The sequence below is a fragment of the Undibacterium sp. GW821-FHT07F11 genome, assembly GCF_059418665.1.
On record NZ_JBWKQH010000003.1, the window covers coordinates 238,748 to 252,375 of the forward strand.

Below are 13,628 nucleotides of genomic sequence, written 5' to 3' on the forward strand. Positions count from 1 at the left end.
ATGGTTCTATCAGTGCTACTGCAGACGCTCAGACGCTTTTATGCTGATAAGCACTAGCAATCACAGACCTGACCTTGCGCGCAAGTGCTTCACGACTATACGGTTTGCTCAGCAATTCCACACCAACATCAAGCCGTCCTCCGTGCACGATGGCATTTTGTGTATAGCCCGAAGTAAACAATACCGCAAGATCAGGCAAACGCTCGCGTGCTTTGCGCGCCAACTCAGGACTGCGCAATGATCCAGGCATAACGACATCCGTAAACAGCAAATCAACTTTGGCACCACCCTCGATTATAGACAGTGCACTCTCTGCATCAGCAGCATGTAATACGGTATACCCCAAAGCGACCAGTATCTCGATTGCCGTAGTACGGACTTGCTCGTCATCTTCTGCGACCAGAATAGTTTCACTCCCCCCGACAATTTCTTCCGTTGCCTGCAGCGCCAACCGGCCTTCTTGCTCTTTCGAACGGGGAAGATAGACTTTAACCGTAGTGCCATAGCCAAGTTCACTGTATATATTGATGTGTCCCCCCGACTGTTTGACGAAACCGTAGACCATGGACAAACCCAACCCTGTCCCCTTGCCCTCGGCTTTGGTCGAGAAAAAGGGTTCAAATGCCTGGGTCACAACTTCTGGCGCCATACCTGAGCCAACGTCGGACACTGCCAACATCACATATTCACCAGCGCTGACTTCTACATGAGTACGCGCATAATTTTCGTCCAGAACAACATTACTGATTTCTATGGTGAGTTTGCCGACGGAGTCCATGGCATCGCGAGCATTGACTGCAAGATTAAGCAAAGCATTTTCGACTTGAGCGACATCGACAAAGGTATTCCACAAATCATCAGCCAGAATAGTTTCGACTTCGATAGTCTCTCCCAGGCTGCGTTGCAGCATATCTTCCATATCAATCACAAAACGACCGATATTGACGACTTTGGGATCGAGTGCCTGACGTCGTCCAAAAGACAATAAATAACTGGCCAGCTTGGCACCGCGCCGGACACCGGCGAGTGCATTGGTAACTCGCCTCTCTGCATGTTGATTACCTGCAATCTCAGCTGACAGTAGTTGAAGATTTCCTGAAATGATCTGTAACAGGTTATTGAAATCATGGGCTATGCCACCAGTCAATTTACCTATTGTTTCCATCTTTTGCGCATGCTGTAATGCTTGTTCGGTTTTTTTTAGCGCGATGGCAGCTTCATATTTTTCGGTAATGTCCCTGGTAATTTTTGCATAACCAAGGAATTCATTGAAGGTATTGTAAATAGGGTCAATCACAACATGGGCACGGAATTGACTTCCGTCCTTCCTCACGCGCCAGCCTTCCTGCTCAAAACGACCTTCGCTCCTGGCAGTCAATAGAGCACGCTGCGGCACTCCGCTATGTTGATCTTCTTGCGTATAGAAACGGGAAAAGTGCGTACCAATAACATCTTCTTGCCGATACCCCTTGATACGTTGCGCGCCAGCATTCCAGTTACTGACATAGCCATCTTTGTCCAGCATATAGATCGCATAATCAGTTACGCCTTGCACCAGCAAACGAAATTGCTGTTCGCTCTGGCGCAACGCTTCTTCCGCTTTTCTGCGATCAGTGATGTCACGGGTAATTTTTGCAAAGCCAAGTAATCGACCATTTTCCCGGATGGCATCTATGATGACACTCGCCCAGAAATAAGATCCATCTTTACGCACGCGCCAGCCCTCAGTCTCGTAGCGCCCTTCAGCTTCCGCAATCTGAAGCGACAGTCCAGGAAGACCAGTTGCCTGGTCCTCAGGTGTATGAAATCGGGAAAAATGCTGGCCAATAATTTCTTCGGAGGTGTAACCCTTGAATTTTTGCGCACCGGCATTCCAGCTAACCACGCGACCATCAATGTCCAGCATATAGATTGCATAGTCAGTAATTGCATTAACCAGCAAATGGAAGCGCTGGAGGTCAATCAATTTTTGATCTTCGAGTAAATTTCGGCTGAGCATCGGCTATTTCCACAGTTACAAACTTTGTTAGCTAGCGCGCATCAACCGTATCTGTCTATGACGGATAAGACATCGTGCGTAGTACTTCCATGACGCGTCAAACTGGACGATACATGATTTTGGCATTGTCATCCGCATCATATTCTATAATTAAAAACAACTATAAACTTGAGAACCAAGCTTGATTGTGCGCTAACGTACTGAAAATACTAAAATTGATTTCATAAAACCCTGTCATACGCCCTCTCACATCCCAGTTCTTTCAGATTCATGTGAAGTTTTTTTAAGCTGCGTCGTTGCTTGTTATTTTTACCTGCTTCGATTTTGAGCCAGCTTGAAAGTTGTAATGCATATTTGTCGATGGCTCTGATCGTTTGTGGCTCTGCATAGGCCGGCTCTGTGATTTAAGAGCGCAGAAAGCGCCTGACAATGTTGCGAGAGATCCCAGCCATCTGGCGATCTCGCGTAATGGAATCTGGTCACGCATGTGCCTGCGTCGAATAATATCTGGTAATGCCAGGGCTGTCGCTGTCGTCTCTTACTCATCAAGACAAGCAGGATTGTGTGCCAAACGTGGGTCACAATAAATGCACATGATCCCGCAAAGTGGGGCAATTCTCAGCGCAACCCAATACACTAGCGCAATAGGATGATGTGGTAATAAGCAATATGCTGATCCGGACTGAATATTTTCAAAATAGCTGGAAATAAGATTGATTCTCATTTACACTAACTACGTTGTTTGCCTGACATGCAATTTTGCTTGCAATGCCATGCAGGCTCATTTGTTAATCGTATTTTGTAATGAGCGCTTATGAGCAGCCTGAGATCAATGCCTAATCAGTTTGAAGATACCCGCCATCAAATTTGCACTGGCCCGGGTATCAGAATCTCCCATATCGACTATACGCCACAGCAATATCGTAGTGTGAAATCGGAGTCACCGCCCTGTCTGGCCTTGTGTGTATTTTTGGAAGGTAGCGGAGAGTCCATACTCGCTGACCGTTCAAGAATTAATTTTGCCCCGGATCAGGCACTGTTATTCGCGTCACCTGCCAGCAGTTGTTCCGAAACAAATCTGCCTGCACATCAGCGCTTGCGTGCCATCGAAATTCACTTCACCGCACAGACGCTGGAGCAGATACAGGGGATGCAGATACAACCTATGCTGGAGCGTCTGGCAGCAAATTCAAAGCTGCGCCCGGGTGGGGCCGAGAGTTTTCTGTATCAGTTCCCTGCTTCTGCTGCGATTCGCGCCATTGCAGAGCAGATTTTCCGTCAGCGTACACCTGAGGGAGTCCAGCAACTTTTCTTGCATAGCAAGGCACTCGAATTGCTGTCCTTGATGATCGATGCTTTGTTCTCTCTAATGGAAACACCACAAAGCTTGGACAAACCGGCTATACAAAAACGGGATCATAAAAAACTGGACCGCGCGCGCGAATGCCTGCTGGCCCGGCTGGATCATAACTGGTCACTGGCAGAACTCGCGCATGCCTCCAACCTGAATGAACGCAAGCTGAAAGAAGGTTTCAAGGCTTTGTTCGGTAATTCAGTACATGCCTATTTACAAGAAAAACGCATGCAGGCTGCGGCACATTTGCTTAGCTGCACAGAACTCAGCATCACCGAAGTGGTGATGCAAACCGGTTATGCCAATCCCAGCCACTTTTCCAAATTGTTTCGACGTCATTTTGGCATGTCACCGCGTGAATTTACCCAGCTAAAAACTTCAGCCTGACGCCATTTTTTGTTTCTCAGGCCGCCTGGCGAAAACGCCAATGGCGGCTTTTTTCCTGTTGTTGCCAGAAATGTGCGTACAAGCCTCCATGCTGTATCAGATCCATGTGATTGCCTTGTTCGACCAGCGTGCCATGGTCGAGCACGAGTATCTGATCAGCATCGGCGATGGTATGCAAGCGATGGGCGATCATTAACACTGTCTTGTCGCGCACCAGTGCCGTCATGGCTTGCCGGATTGCATGCTCATTGCCTGCGTCTATGGATGCAGTCGCTTCATCAAGCAAGATGATGGGCGCATCCTTCAAAATGGCACGAGCAATAGATAAACGTTGACGCTCACCACCAGACAAGGTACCGCCCCCCTCACCTATCACGGTCATGTAACCCTGCGGCAAGGCTTCGATGAAGTCGTGACAGCAGGCTGCACGTGCGGCGGCAACCAGTTCATCACGGCTCGCATTCGGTCTGGCGATCCGCAAATTGCTTTCTATGGTGTCGTTGAACAGATAGCTTTCCTGCAGGACGATGGCGAACAGGTCAAGCAGATCGTCCTGATGCAGGTTACGTATGTCGATCCCACCTATGAGTATTTTGCCGCTTGCGACATCATGAAAACGCGCCAGCAAATGTACTATAGTAGTTTTGCCTGCCCCACTTGGCCCTACCAGCGCAGTCACAGTGCCAGGTTGTGCGCTAAATGAGATATTTTTCAGCGTTTGTGCACCGGCTTCAGCACTGTAACTGACATTGCAAAATTCGACGTCATGCCTGTCTGGCACCAAGGCCAGGGCGGGTTCGGGGAGAGATTTTTCACCTAGCAATGCGGCGATTCTTTCAAAGCTTTTTCCATAAAAGGCCAGTTGTGCCATCAAAAGCGCTGATTCGTTCATCATGGTGTAGAAGCGATGGCTCATAACCAGAAACATGACTAACGTAGCATGCACCAGATAACCACTGATATTCAACTGGAAGGCGCGTGCGAGTACAAGTAAAAAACCAATTTCCAGCAAGACAGAAAAGCCGATGGCAGCAATCCCGGCAATGATTTCTACCCGTATGGACAAAGCACGCAGGTTTTGCAAGGCAATCAATACCTTGTCATAACCGCGTGTCGACAGGCCAAAAGCACGTATGACCTTGATACCTTGCACAAATTCCAGCAGTCGGCTATTGGTTGAGGCTTTCTGGTTTACTTTGGCGCGACTGATCTTGCTGGCGTTTTCCTTGATAAGACGAAATAATACCAATCCGGCTGCCACGCTGGTCACGGCAAGCAAGCCCAGTTGCCAGTCTATGTAAAGCAGCAATGCCACTGTCAAGCCTGCAGTGGCCAGCCTGCCACATAATTCACCTGCAAGATGGGTAAAGGCTTCTTCTACATGCAACAGGTTTTCTGTCATGACTGAAGTCAGTTCCCCGGTCTGGCGACGTCCATAGAACCCCAGTGGCAGACGACGTAAATGCTCGGCAATTTGCAGGCGTAAATCACACATCATGCCTGTGCCACCGACAAAGCCATCCACATTGGCGGCAACACTGCACAGCAATTGCAACAGAAGACTGACTGACAGGATAAGCGTGAGACGAATTAAAAGACTCATATCAAAAGAGCCTTCAAACATGGCATTCAATGCTGCAAACAGTACGACATAGGGAATGGTGGCAAATAGTGATTCAGCAATCCGCCACGCTATGCTACGGCGGAACCGGCCTGTATTATTCATCGCTGCGTCGTTACGCACCAGGCGCATTAATCCAAATATCATTTGCATCAGGCAACTCCCTTGACGTGTTCATCGGCTGAGGCACTTTTTATTTTCCAGGTGGCGCTATCGCTTTGCAATTGCCACAGATGACGATATAAAGCGCAGTCTTCCAACAATTCTGCGTGTTTAGCACAGGCTATGACACGGCCAGCATCCAATACGACAATCTGGTCAGCATCTACTATGTTTGATAAGCGATGGGCGATGACCATGACAGTTTTGTCGCGAGTCAGCACGCCCAGGGCTTGCAGTAACTGCGCTTCGTTGATGGGGTCCGAAAATGCCGTAGCTTCATCCAGAACAATAACCGGTGCGTCCTTGACCAATGCTCTGGCGATTGACAGACGCTGTTTTTCCCCTCCGGACAGGTGCGCACTACGCTCACCCAGGACAGTTTGATAGCCTTGCGGCAAACGGCTGATGAAATCGTGTGCCTGGGCCGCAGTTGCTGCTGCAATCACCTGTTCTTCACTGATGTCCTGCCGACCAAGGCGGATATTTTCCAGCACTGTGTCATGAAACAGGAAGACGTCCTGCATCACATAAGCGACCTGGGCATGCATGTTTGCCAGAGGTAGCTCACGGACATCCATACCGCCAATCTTGACAGCGCCTTGCTGCACATCCCAAAAGCGCACCAGCAATTGTGCCAGCGTCGATTTACCAGCGCCACTAGGGCCAACAATGGCTGTCAAACTGCCCGCAGCAATTTTGAAACTGATGTCATGTAAAACACTCACCTCACCATAAGCAAAGCCTGCACCATCAAATTCAACGCTATTATCAGCTGGTATCAGCGCGCTAGCAGTGTCTGGTAGCTCAGGTGCCTCCATCAAATCCTGTACGCGTCCATAACCATCCTGTATCAGTCGCATCAGGCTGCCAAAAAATGCCAATTGAAACAATGGCCGCGTAATACCCAGTCCCATTAACAGGCACAGGATAAACAATTCCAGCGGCAGGCTCCCCTGCAAATACCAGTAACCGCCAAACGGCAATATACAAAGCATGTTGGCACCAATGACCACGGTAAAAGCAGACCAGGCCGGTACCGTCAGCTTCACCATGCGCACGATAACATCGAAATAAGCGGTAACTACTTGGGGTAAACGTATTGCGCTGACCGTGCTTGCTGCACCATGATGATAAGTCTTGATGACTGCAATGCCTTGTACATACTGTACGACCTGGCTGGCCAGACTGGCATTGACTTCATTATGTTCACGCATGACTTCCGGTACTTTTTTCCATAGCAGCAGTTGAACCATTATGGCTAAGGGCACAGTAATCAGAGTGACCGTAGCCATACGCCAGTCCAGGTAAAACAGGATAATGGCGCTGGCCAGTGGCAATGCAAGTCCAGCGGCGCTGTCGTTCAGATGATGGGCAATGAACAGTTCTAGCCGGTCTATGTCGTCACGCAATACTTTGTTGGTGGATTCTGCACTGCGTGCCGTAATCCAGCCCATGGGCACGCGCCTGAGTTTATCGGCCACTGCCAGCCGCAGATCGAACAGGATATTAAACGCTGCCAGGTGCGCCAGTACCCCACCGCTGATCTGCAATAGCCAGCGCAAGCCCATTGCCAAAGCACCCCAGCCTATGATGGGCCAGAGGCCTGTGAGCGTGTTTTTTTGCTCAGGATGGGCCAATTGCAATAGCACCAGATAGATCACCAGCAATGGTACCAGTGACAGCACACTGCTCAACGCACTCAGGAAAGTGGCCCAGACCAGGCTGGATTTGCGTTCGCCAGCCAGTGCCAGCAGTGCACCCATCCCACGTTGACGAGTTGGCGTTTTTGGTGAGGCTGTCGGATTTGACGTGAGTGATGTATTTGAAGCATCTGCTGCACCAGTTGTTTGATCTGTCATTATGCAGCCCGCCTACTCGCCTGCTGTACTTGAATATGCTCGGTGATATGAAGTTCTTCTTGCGCACTTTTGATAAAATAATTAAGCAGCATGGCCTTGGGCATGGCGCTCATGATCCAATTACGCAAGCGGAAAGACCAGACACCATCTGGCAAATATAGCTTGGCGGCTTTACGTCCACGCTGTTGAAGTGCCTCTATGCCAGGGCGCATACGCTGTTGATAACGCAATAGTGCTGCCGGGGTGGAATCTGCCGCCATTTCCTGCGCCAGACAGCAGGCACCAGCCAGTGCCATACTGGCCCCTTGCCCGTTTGCCAGAGTCAGGCAATGGGCCGCATCGCCCAGAAGTACCACTCTGCCGCGACTCCAGTCAGGCAGGTGTACCTGCATCAGGGCGTCCATGTAAACTGAGCTGCTGGCCGACAAATCTGCAATCGAATCAATCACGCGCGGATGGCTGCCGACAAACTGTTTGAGCAGATAGTCCTTGCGTGCATCTTGCGCAGGTGCGGCGTTCTGATCCGATTTCCAGATATGTAATGCGGTGACACCTTTTGTGTCAAGCTGGTAATACATACTCATGCGGCGTGGCTCGGCGATGGCAACCATGTCTTCTTCCAGCTGCGTATCACTATCCATCCAGTAAGCAGCAGCCTGCATGCCCAGATGCTGGCAAAAGTCGGCATCTGGCCCAAATGCGAGACGCCGGGTGGCAGAGCGAAAGCCGTCGGCACCAATTACATAGTCAAAGCGTTGGGTGCCGCCATGATTCAACTGCACGTCGACACCGTATGCATCTTGCTGCAATGATGAAATCCTGGTGCCAAACTGTAATGTAACTGCATCGCTCAGACTCTGGTGCAGGATATCTGCAAGATCGCTACGCAATACCATTTGATGGTTAAGTTGTGTCAGCAGCTTGCCGTGATTGAGTTGCATGATGGTACGCCCACGTGCATCCAGATATAAATTGCGGTTGATTGGCAAGGCAATCTGATGCAAGCACGGTAACAAGCCCATTTCTTCAATGACACACCGCCCCGCACCGGACACACTGAGCATATAACCTTCATCGCGCAGGGTCGCAGTCTGTTCAATAATAGTGACTTCATATCCACTGCGACTCAACCACCATGCAGCGCACAAGCCGCCTATGCCAGCACCGGACACCAATATGCGTTTGCCATTCATGCGACACCTTCACTAATTGCAACTGCGCGATCACGCAACATGGCTTGCACTTCCAGACGGGATTCACGCAGAAAAAAATGCTCGGCATCCACGGTTTTTCCAGCTGTTGGTATCGCACTATAAGCCTGCCAGCCGCGCATATGGGCTGGCGTCACCAGTTTGTCGCGCTTGCCTGCCAGGGTATATATCGGGCATGGCAAGCGGCACTGGTCAAAACGCTGGTAACGCGCACCGACGGCAAAGTCCGCCTGCATGGTCTTTTGCACTGCGCGCATCATGGCCGGTGCTGCCAGCACGTCCGGCGGAGTGCCGCCCAGCACTCTGAGCACCATAGCCAGATCGGCACTATCGAAAGGGATGGTTTGCAATAGGTTCATCAACATGGATGGGAGTGGCAGATGGGGGGGATTGGTCGCAGTCAGCCACAACGCTGCCGGCGGCCTGCCTGATGCTGTCAGTGCCAGCGCCAGTTCATATGCCAGCAAGCCACCAAGGCAATGGCCGAACAGTGCAAACGGCTGCTCATGGCCGAGGGCATCCAGTTGTGGCCGGATCTGTGTCATGGTCCATGCAACCCACTGCTCCATGGTCTGCAAAGGTGCGTCCATCATAAAGCCTTCGCGACCAGGTAGTTGCACCGGGCAGAATTGCATTTCACTGGATAATGTTTGATGCCAGCCTCGAAATACTGAAGCACCACCGCCGGCGAATGGAAAGGCAAATACCGGCAAACGCGAATCCTTGGCTGGTGCACTGTATGGAAATACTTCGTCAACAGCTTCAGGTGTCGTAAAAACCGGCACTTCCGTTGACCTGCCTGCTAATGTCGATAATGGCAAATGCCAGTCTGGCGCATTGTTATCGACGAGCCTGTTGTCACGTATAAAGCGCATGGCCTGATACCGCAAATTTGTGGTCGCCAATGCGGCTTGTTGCGCAGCAAGTTCATCGCTGAGTACCGTTCTCAGGAAATTTTCTTCACTACTGCTCACATTGACAGCGACAGCATTTTCCTGGTACTTGGTTTGCCTGCATGTGGCCGCAGCCAGTACGCCTGCACTCAGGTCACGACTGGAATCGAGAGTGAAACCACAGTCCTGAATACGGCTGACCAGTATTGTCCAGGCAGTGTCGTCAAGCAGATCAGCAACCAATAGGCAGCCACCAGCACGCAAAGCTTGTGCCGCACTACTTACAAAAGCAGATGTTGCCTGCAATTCCTGGAGCAGTTCTATCGCCAGTATCACATCCTGGCTGGCATTCGCGAGTGGCAGGCTAATCGCATCAGCCACTTGCCAGCGTATTTTCAGTCTACCGAAGCTGCGACGGCAAGCGTCAATCTGTTCCGGTGACAGGTCTATGCCAGTCAGTCCGGCAGGCTTGTGCCTGTTCGCAATCGCTGCCAATGATCCACCACGCCCACAACCAGCGTCAAGGATATGGCGAGCTTCCAAGGGAGTATCTCCAATGATTTCCCACAGCAGATGCTCTTGCGTATCATGTACGCTTTGATTACTTTCAGGAGCGGCATAACCGCGATTCATGAATTCAAAACGATGTCCGCCATCCAGGGTGTTTATCAGCTCATTCAGACGCGCATACACCAGGCGTGTCAGCATCGCAGCTTCCTGTACTTGCAATTTTGCAGCCCTCATGAACTGGCCTCGGCCAGCATGACAGATGGTTTGGCTGTATCTGACTGGTCCGCAACGACGTCAGTTACAGTTTCTGTCACAGCACCCGCAACGGCTTTGGCATACAGACGCGGTGCCAGCAAGCAACCTGCAAATGCCAGACCACTGGTGATCATGAAAGTGACACCATATCCAAGTCTGGATGTCACCCAGCCAGCACTCAGACCAAATACCAGGGCGCAAAAAGCGTCGGTGCATTGCAATAATGAATAGTCAGTGCCAGCCTGTGCTGGTGATGCCCAGTCCATCATGATGGTATACAAGACCACGAAACCGAGTGACATCGTTGTGCAAAATAGCAAAAACACAGTCGCCAGTAAAACTTTGGCGTGCCACCCCTGGCTTTCCAATAGCAGATAAGTGAGTTGGAGTACCAGATACGCAATCAGGCTGGCTTTCAGCATGCTTACACGCGAGTAAGGCTTCAGCAATATGCCGCCCAACAAGGCACCGACGACCCCGGCAATGGCAACGCCAGCACCAGACAGGATACCAACTTCAACCACGGCAAATCCACGATCCACCAGATAAGTCAGCATGATGGTGCTGAACCAGCGCATCGACGCCTGGCAACTAATGATGGTTGCCATACCCCAGCGTATGGACGGCCTGCACCAGGCTGCCTTGAGACTGGGCGTTGTTGCAATGACAGGCACTATTGCCACCATGCGCCGTCTGCGCATCCATAAAGCAGGTAAGCCACACACAGCGACCAATGCTGCCAGGGCACGTATGCCGGTTTCCCATCCGAGATAGCCAACCGCTGTCACCAGCAAACCGCCACCCAGTATGTAGCCCAGGTAGCTGCCGCCTATCTGCATGCTGTTACCCAAACTGCGTTGCGCCAAGGGTAAAGCCTGCACCGCCATGCCATCGGTGACGATGTCTTGCGTCACCGATGCCACCATCAGTATCAGCAGCAAAAAAATGATGGCTGACAGCGTTGATTCCAGCGGAAGTAAAGTCAAAATCAGCACACCAAGCAGCAGGAATAGCTGAAAATTACCTGCCCAGCGCAGGCTTTGTTCAGGCTGACCCTCAGTCAGGCGATCTATCCGGGATGCCCATAAAAATTTCAGGGCACTCGGCAAGAACAGCAGTGACAGCAAACCTATTTTGTCCAGCCCTATACCACGTGCACGCAAAAGTACGGGCAAGCCTTCATGTACCAACCCACTCAGTAAGCCCTGTGTGGCATACAACCCACCCAATACCGTAAGCAGGCTGCCAGCAGCTAATGGTGTACCAATTTTTTTCATCATAATTGCGCTTGCAGGCGTAAGCCGACTGTGCGTCCACGATTATATTGGCCGAAATCACCCAGTGGTCCGAATGAGAATGCGTAGTTAGGCACGACACGGTCACTGACATTGTCAACATACGCAGTCAGGCTAAGACGCTTGTTGATTTCCCACTGGACTGAGGTGTCCAGCAGGGTATACGTTGGCTGATGTAATGTATTGGCAGTGTCGAACCACAAATCACCGGAATAAGTAAGGTCAGTACTCCAGCGCAGCAAACCAGCACCTGCCAACTGGAAGCGCAGTTCAGTACCAGCCCGCAGGCTTAACGGCGCAACATAGGGAACGCGTTTACCGTTCAGATCCAGATTGCCTGCCGGCGCATGAAAATTTTCTATAGCGCTGCGCGTCCAGCTTGCACCACCGCGCAGGCTGAAGTCTGGTGTAGCAGCAAAGGCAGCATTAATTTCCAGGCCATTCACCTTGGCATCACCAACATTAGCCAACATCTGAAATGGGCCTGATTGCACAGGTGCCTGCAAGCCCCGCGTTTTACTATGGTAGATAGTGCCATCCAGCTGCAAGCGATGACCCATCAGATCAGCTTTGAAACCAGCTTCCAGGTTACGTATGGTTTCTGCCTCATACGGAATACCACCAGCCGTATTTTCTGCAACGCGGTTATAGCCACCTGCCTTGTAACCCTCGCTGACCAAGCCATACAAACGCCACTCTGGATTTAATTGATAACCCACTGCCAGTTTGGGGCTGACATGGCTGAAACGCTTGTCAGCAACAAAAGACAGGGCCGCCGGACCTGTGCGTTTAAAATCAATATCCGCTTTGTCTACGCTATAGCGCAGGCCGCCCGTCAAATCCAGACGCTCGTCAATATGCCAGACTGCCTCACCAAAAATCGCAGTGGATGTAATGGTTGATGCACTTTTGCTGGGTCCAGGGAACAGGAAGGCAGGTACCGTTGGTACTGCGACACTACGAAGACGTTCAAAGTCCTGTTTTTCATAATACAGACCAAACAGACCATCTACTACACGCTTGCCGCCACTGGTTGCCAGGCGCAATTCCTGATAATAGGTCTTCTGTTTTTCCGGGTCGGCATTCCCGGTGGTGATTACCCTGTCAAATTTTCTGTCTTGATATGAACTGCTGGATGTCAGCTTCCAGTCATTGACGAAGTAATCAACACCAAGCCCGACCTGACTGACCGTGCGGGTCAACACTGGTTCAGTAAAATCAAATGGCGTGCTGGCTATGGCGCGACGATCTTTCAATGGGAAAGATTGAAAGTATTCGTCATGCGCACTATAGCGATCACGGCTGACAGTCAGCATGGCGTCCAGGTTGCCGCCCGTTGGCGCCCAGCGCAATCGTGCACGCCCCAATGCTTCGCGGCTTGAACCCAGATCATCTGCGCCATTCGCGCGTAAGCGACCTGGATATTCGTCAGCATGGACATTGATATCGCCATACAAACTGTCCTTAACCAATGCACCGCCTGCCATTGCATCAAGACGACGCGTCATGTTGCTGACATCCAGAGTCAATTGCGCCTTGCTGGTCTTATTTGGTTTGTTGGTAACGATATTGATAACGCCACCCTGAGCAGACCGACCATACAAACTGCCTTGTGGCCCTTTCAATAATTCGATTTGTGCAACCCCAGTCAGCGGTTGCGCAAAATAGGTCATATCCTGCGGTATGCCATCAACATACACCGTCACAGCAGGGTTATAAAAATCGATCGCGGGTGCACCGCGCATGCTGAACAAGGAATATACGCGCGTACTGCGCGGCATGACTGTCAATTCGGGGAATATCTTTCCCAGTTCATCGGTACGCATCACACCTGCAGCATTCAAGCGCGCTGCTGTCGCCACAGAGCTTGCCACATCAGGCGTCAGGCCGGTGGCATCAAGTTTGGTGGAAGTCACCACCAGTTCTGGCAATACATAGTCTTCACGCTGCTGTGCCGCGACTCCAGTCATGACACCACTTGCGCCTAGCGCTCCACCAGCCAGTAAAACGCTTCGCAAATAACTCAACTTCATTATTTCACTCCCCTTTTATCAGTGGGGGCAGTATCCACGTCAATTCCCT

The 13,628-nt window shown here is 51.0% G+C and carries 8 protein-coding genes; 1 reads left to right on the forward strand and 7 read right to left on the reverse strand.

Going from position 1 to position 13,628, the window contains the following annotated elements:
- Positions 1–28: 28 nt before the first annotated feature.
- Positions 29–1,999: a hybrid sensor histidine kinase/response regulator gene (locus AC07OI_RS08440; RefSeq protein ID WP_492704371.1), complete on the reverse strand. Its 1,971-nt coding sequence runs from the start codon at positions 1,997–1,999 to the stop codon at positions 29–31.
- 814 nt (positions 2,000–2,813) lie between these two features.
- On the opposite strand from AC07OI_RS08440, the gene AC07OI_RS08445 reads away from it, so the two are divergent.
- The gene (locus tag AC07OI_RS08445) at positions 2,814–3,740 is read left to right on the forward strand and encodes a helix-turn-helix domain-containing protein (RefSeq protein WP_495256897.1); all 927 of its coding nucleotides are present in this window, start codon (positions 2,814–2,816) and stop codon (positions 3,738–3,740) included.
- Positions 3,741–3,756: 16 nt separating this feature from the next.
- Here AC07OI_RS08445 and AC07OI_RS08450 read toward each other — a convergent pair whose 3' ends face one another.
- Genes AC07OI_RS08450 through AC07OI_RS08475 form a run of 6 tightly spaced genes read right to left on the reverse strand, consistent with a single transcriptional unit; the run spans position 3,757 to position 13,579 of the window.
- On the reverse strand, positions 3,757–5,514 hold the full coding sequence (locus tag AC07OI_RS08450) for an ABC transporter ATP-binding protein (protein WP_495256898.1): 1,758 nt from the start codon (positions 5,512–5,514) through the stop codon (positions 3,757–3,759).
- Positions 5,514–7,382 carry an ABC transporter ATP-binding protein gene (locus tag AC07OI_RS08455; RefSeq protein ID WP_495256899.1) on the reverse strand — a complete coding sequence of 623 codons (1,869 nt, stop codon included), beginning with the start codon at positions 7,380–7,382 and terminating at the stop codon, positions 5,514–5,516. Before AC07OI_RS08455 ends, AC07OI_RS08450 begins: the two co-directional genes overlap by 1 nt.
- On the reverse strand, positions 7,382–8,575 hold the full coding sequence (locus tag AC07OI_RS08460) for an FAD-dependent monooxygenase (RefSeq protein WP_495256900.1): 1,194 nt from the start codon (positions 8,573–8,575) through the stop codon (positions 7,382–7,384). The genes AC07OI_RS08455 and AC07OI_RS08460 overlap by 1 nt, the downstream gene beginning before the upstream one ends.
- Positions 8,572–10,230, reverse strand: coding sequence for a thioesterase domain-containing protein (locus AC07OI_RS08465; protein WP_495256901.1), 1,659 nt, complete (start codon positions 10,228–10,230; stop codon positions 8,572–8,574). Before AC07OI_RS08465 ends, AC07OI_RS08460 begins: the two co-directional genes overlap by 4 nt.
- Positions 10,227–11,531 (reverse strand): MFS transporter, encoded by a 1,305-nt coding sequence (locus AC07OI_RS08470; protein WP_492704377.1) that lies wholly within the window; start codon positions 11,529–11,531, stop codon positions 10,227–10,229. The genes AC07OI_RS08465 and AC07OI_RS08470 overlap by 4 nt, the downstream gene beginning before the upstream one ends.
- The gene (locus tag AC07OI_RS08475; protein ID WP_495256902.1) at positions 11,528–13,579 is read right to left on the reverse strand and encodes a TonB-dependent receptor; all 2,052 of its coding nucleotides are present in this window, start codon (positions 13,577–13,579) and stop codon (positions 11,528–11,530) included. The genes AC07OI_RS08470 and AC07OI_RS08475 overlap by 4 nt, the downstream gene beginning before the upstream one ends.
- Positions 13,580–13,628: the final 49 nt, after the last annotated feature.

Coding starts and splice junctions, on each gene's coding strand:
- AC07OI_RS08440 (WP_492704371.1), bottom strand. CDS start 1,999: ATGCTCAGCCGAAATTTACTCGAAGATCAAAAATTGATTGACCTCCAG.
- AC07OI_RS08445 (WP_495256897.1), top strand. CDS start 2,814: ATGAGCAGCCTGAGATCAATGCCTAATCAGTTTGAAGATACCCGCCAT.
- AC07OI_RS08450 (WP_495256898.1), bottom strand. CDS start 5,514: ATGCAAATGATATTTGGATTAATGCGCCTGGTGCGTAACGACGCAGCG.
- AC07OI_RS08455 (WP_495256899.1), bottom strand. CDS start 7,382: ATGACAGATCAAACAACTGGTGCAGCAGATGCTTCAAATACATCACTC.
- AC07OI_RS08460 (WP_495256900.1), bottom strand. CDS start 8,575: ATGAATGGCAAACGCATATTGGTGTCCGGTGCTGGCATAGGCGGCTTG.
- AC07OI_RS08465 (WP_495256901.1), bottom strand. CDS start 10,230: ATGAGGGCTGCAAAATTGCAAGTACAGGAAGCTGCGATGCTGACACGC.
- AC07OI_RS08470 (WP_492704377.1), bottom strand. CDS start 11,531: ATGATGAAAAAAATTGGTACACCATTAGCTGCTGGCAGCCTGCTTACG.
- AC07OI_RS08475 (WP_495256902.1), bottom strand. CDS start 13,579: ATGAAGTTGAGTTATTTGCGAAGCGTTTTACTGGCTGGTGGAGCGCTA.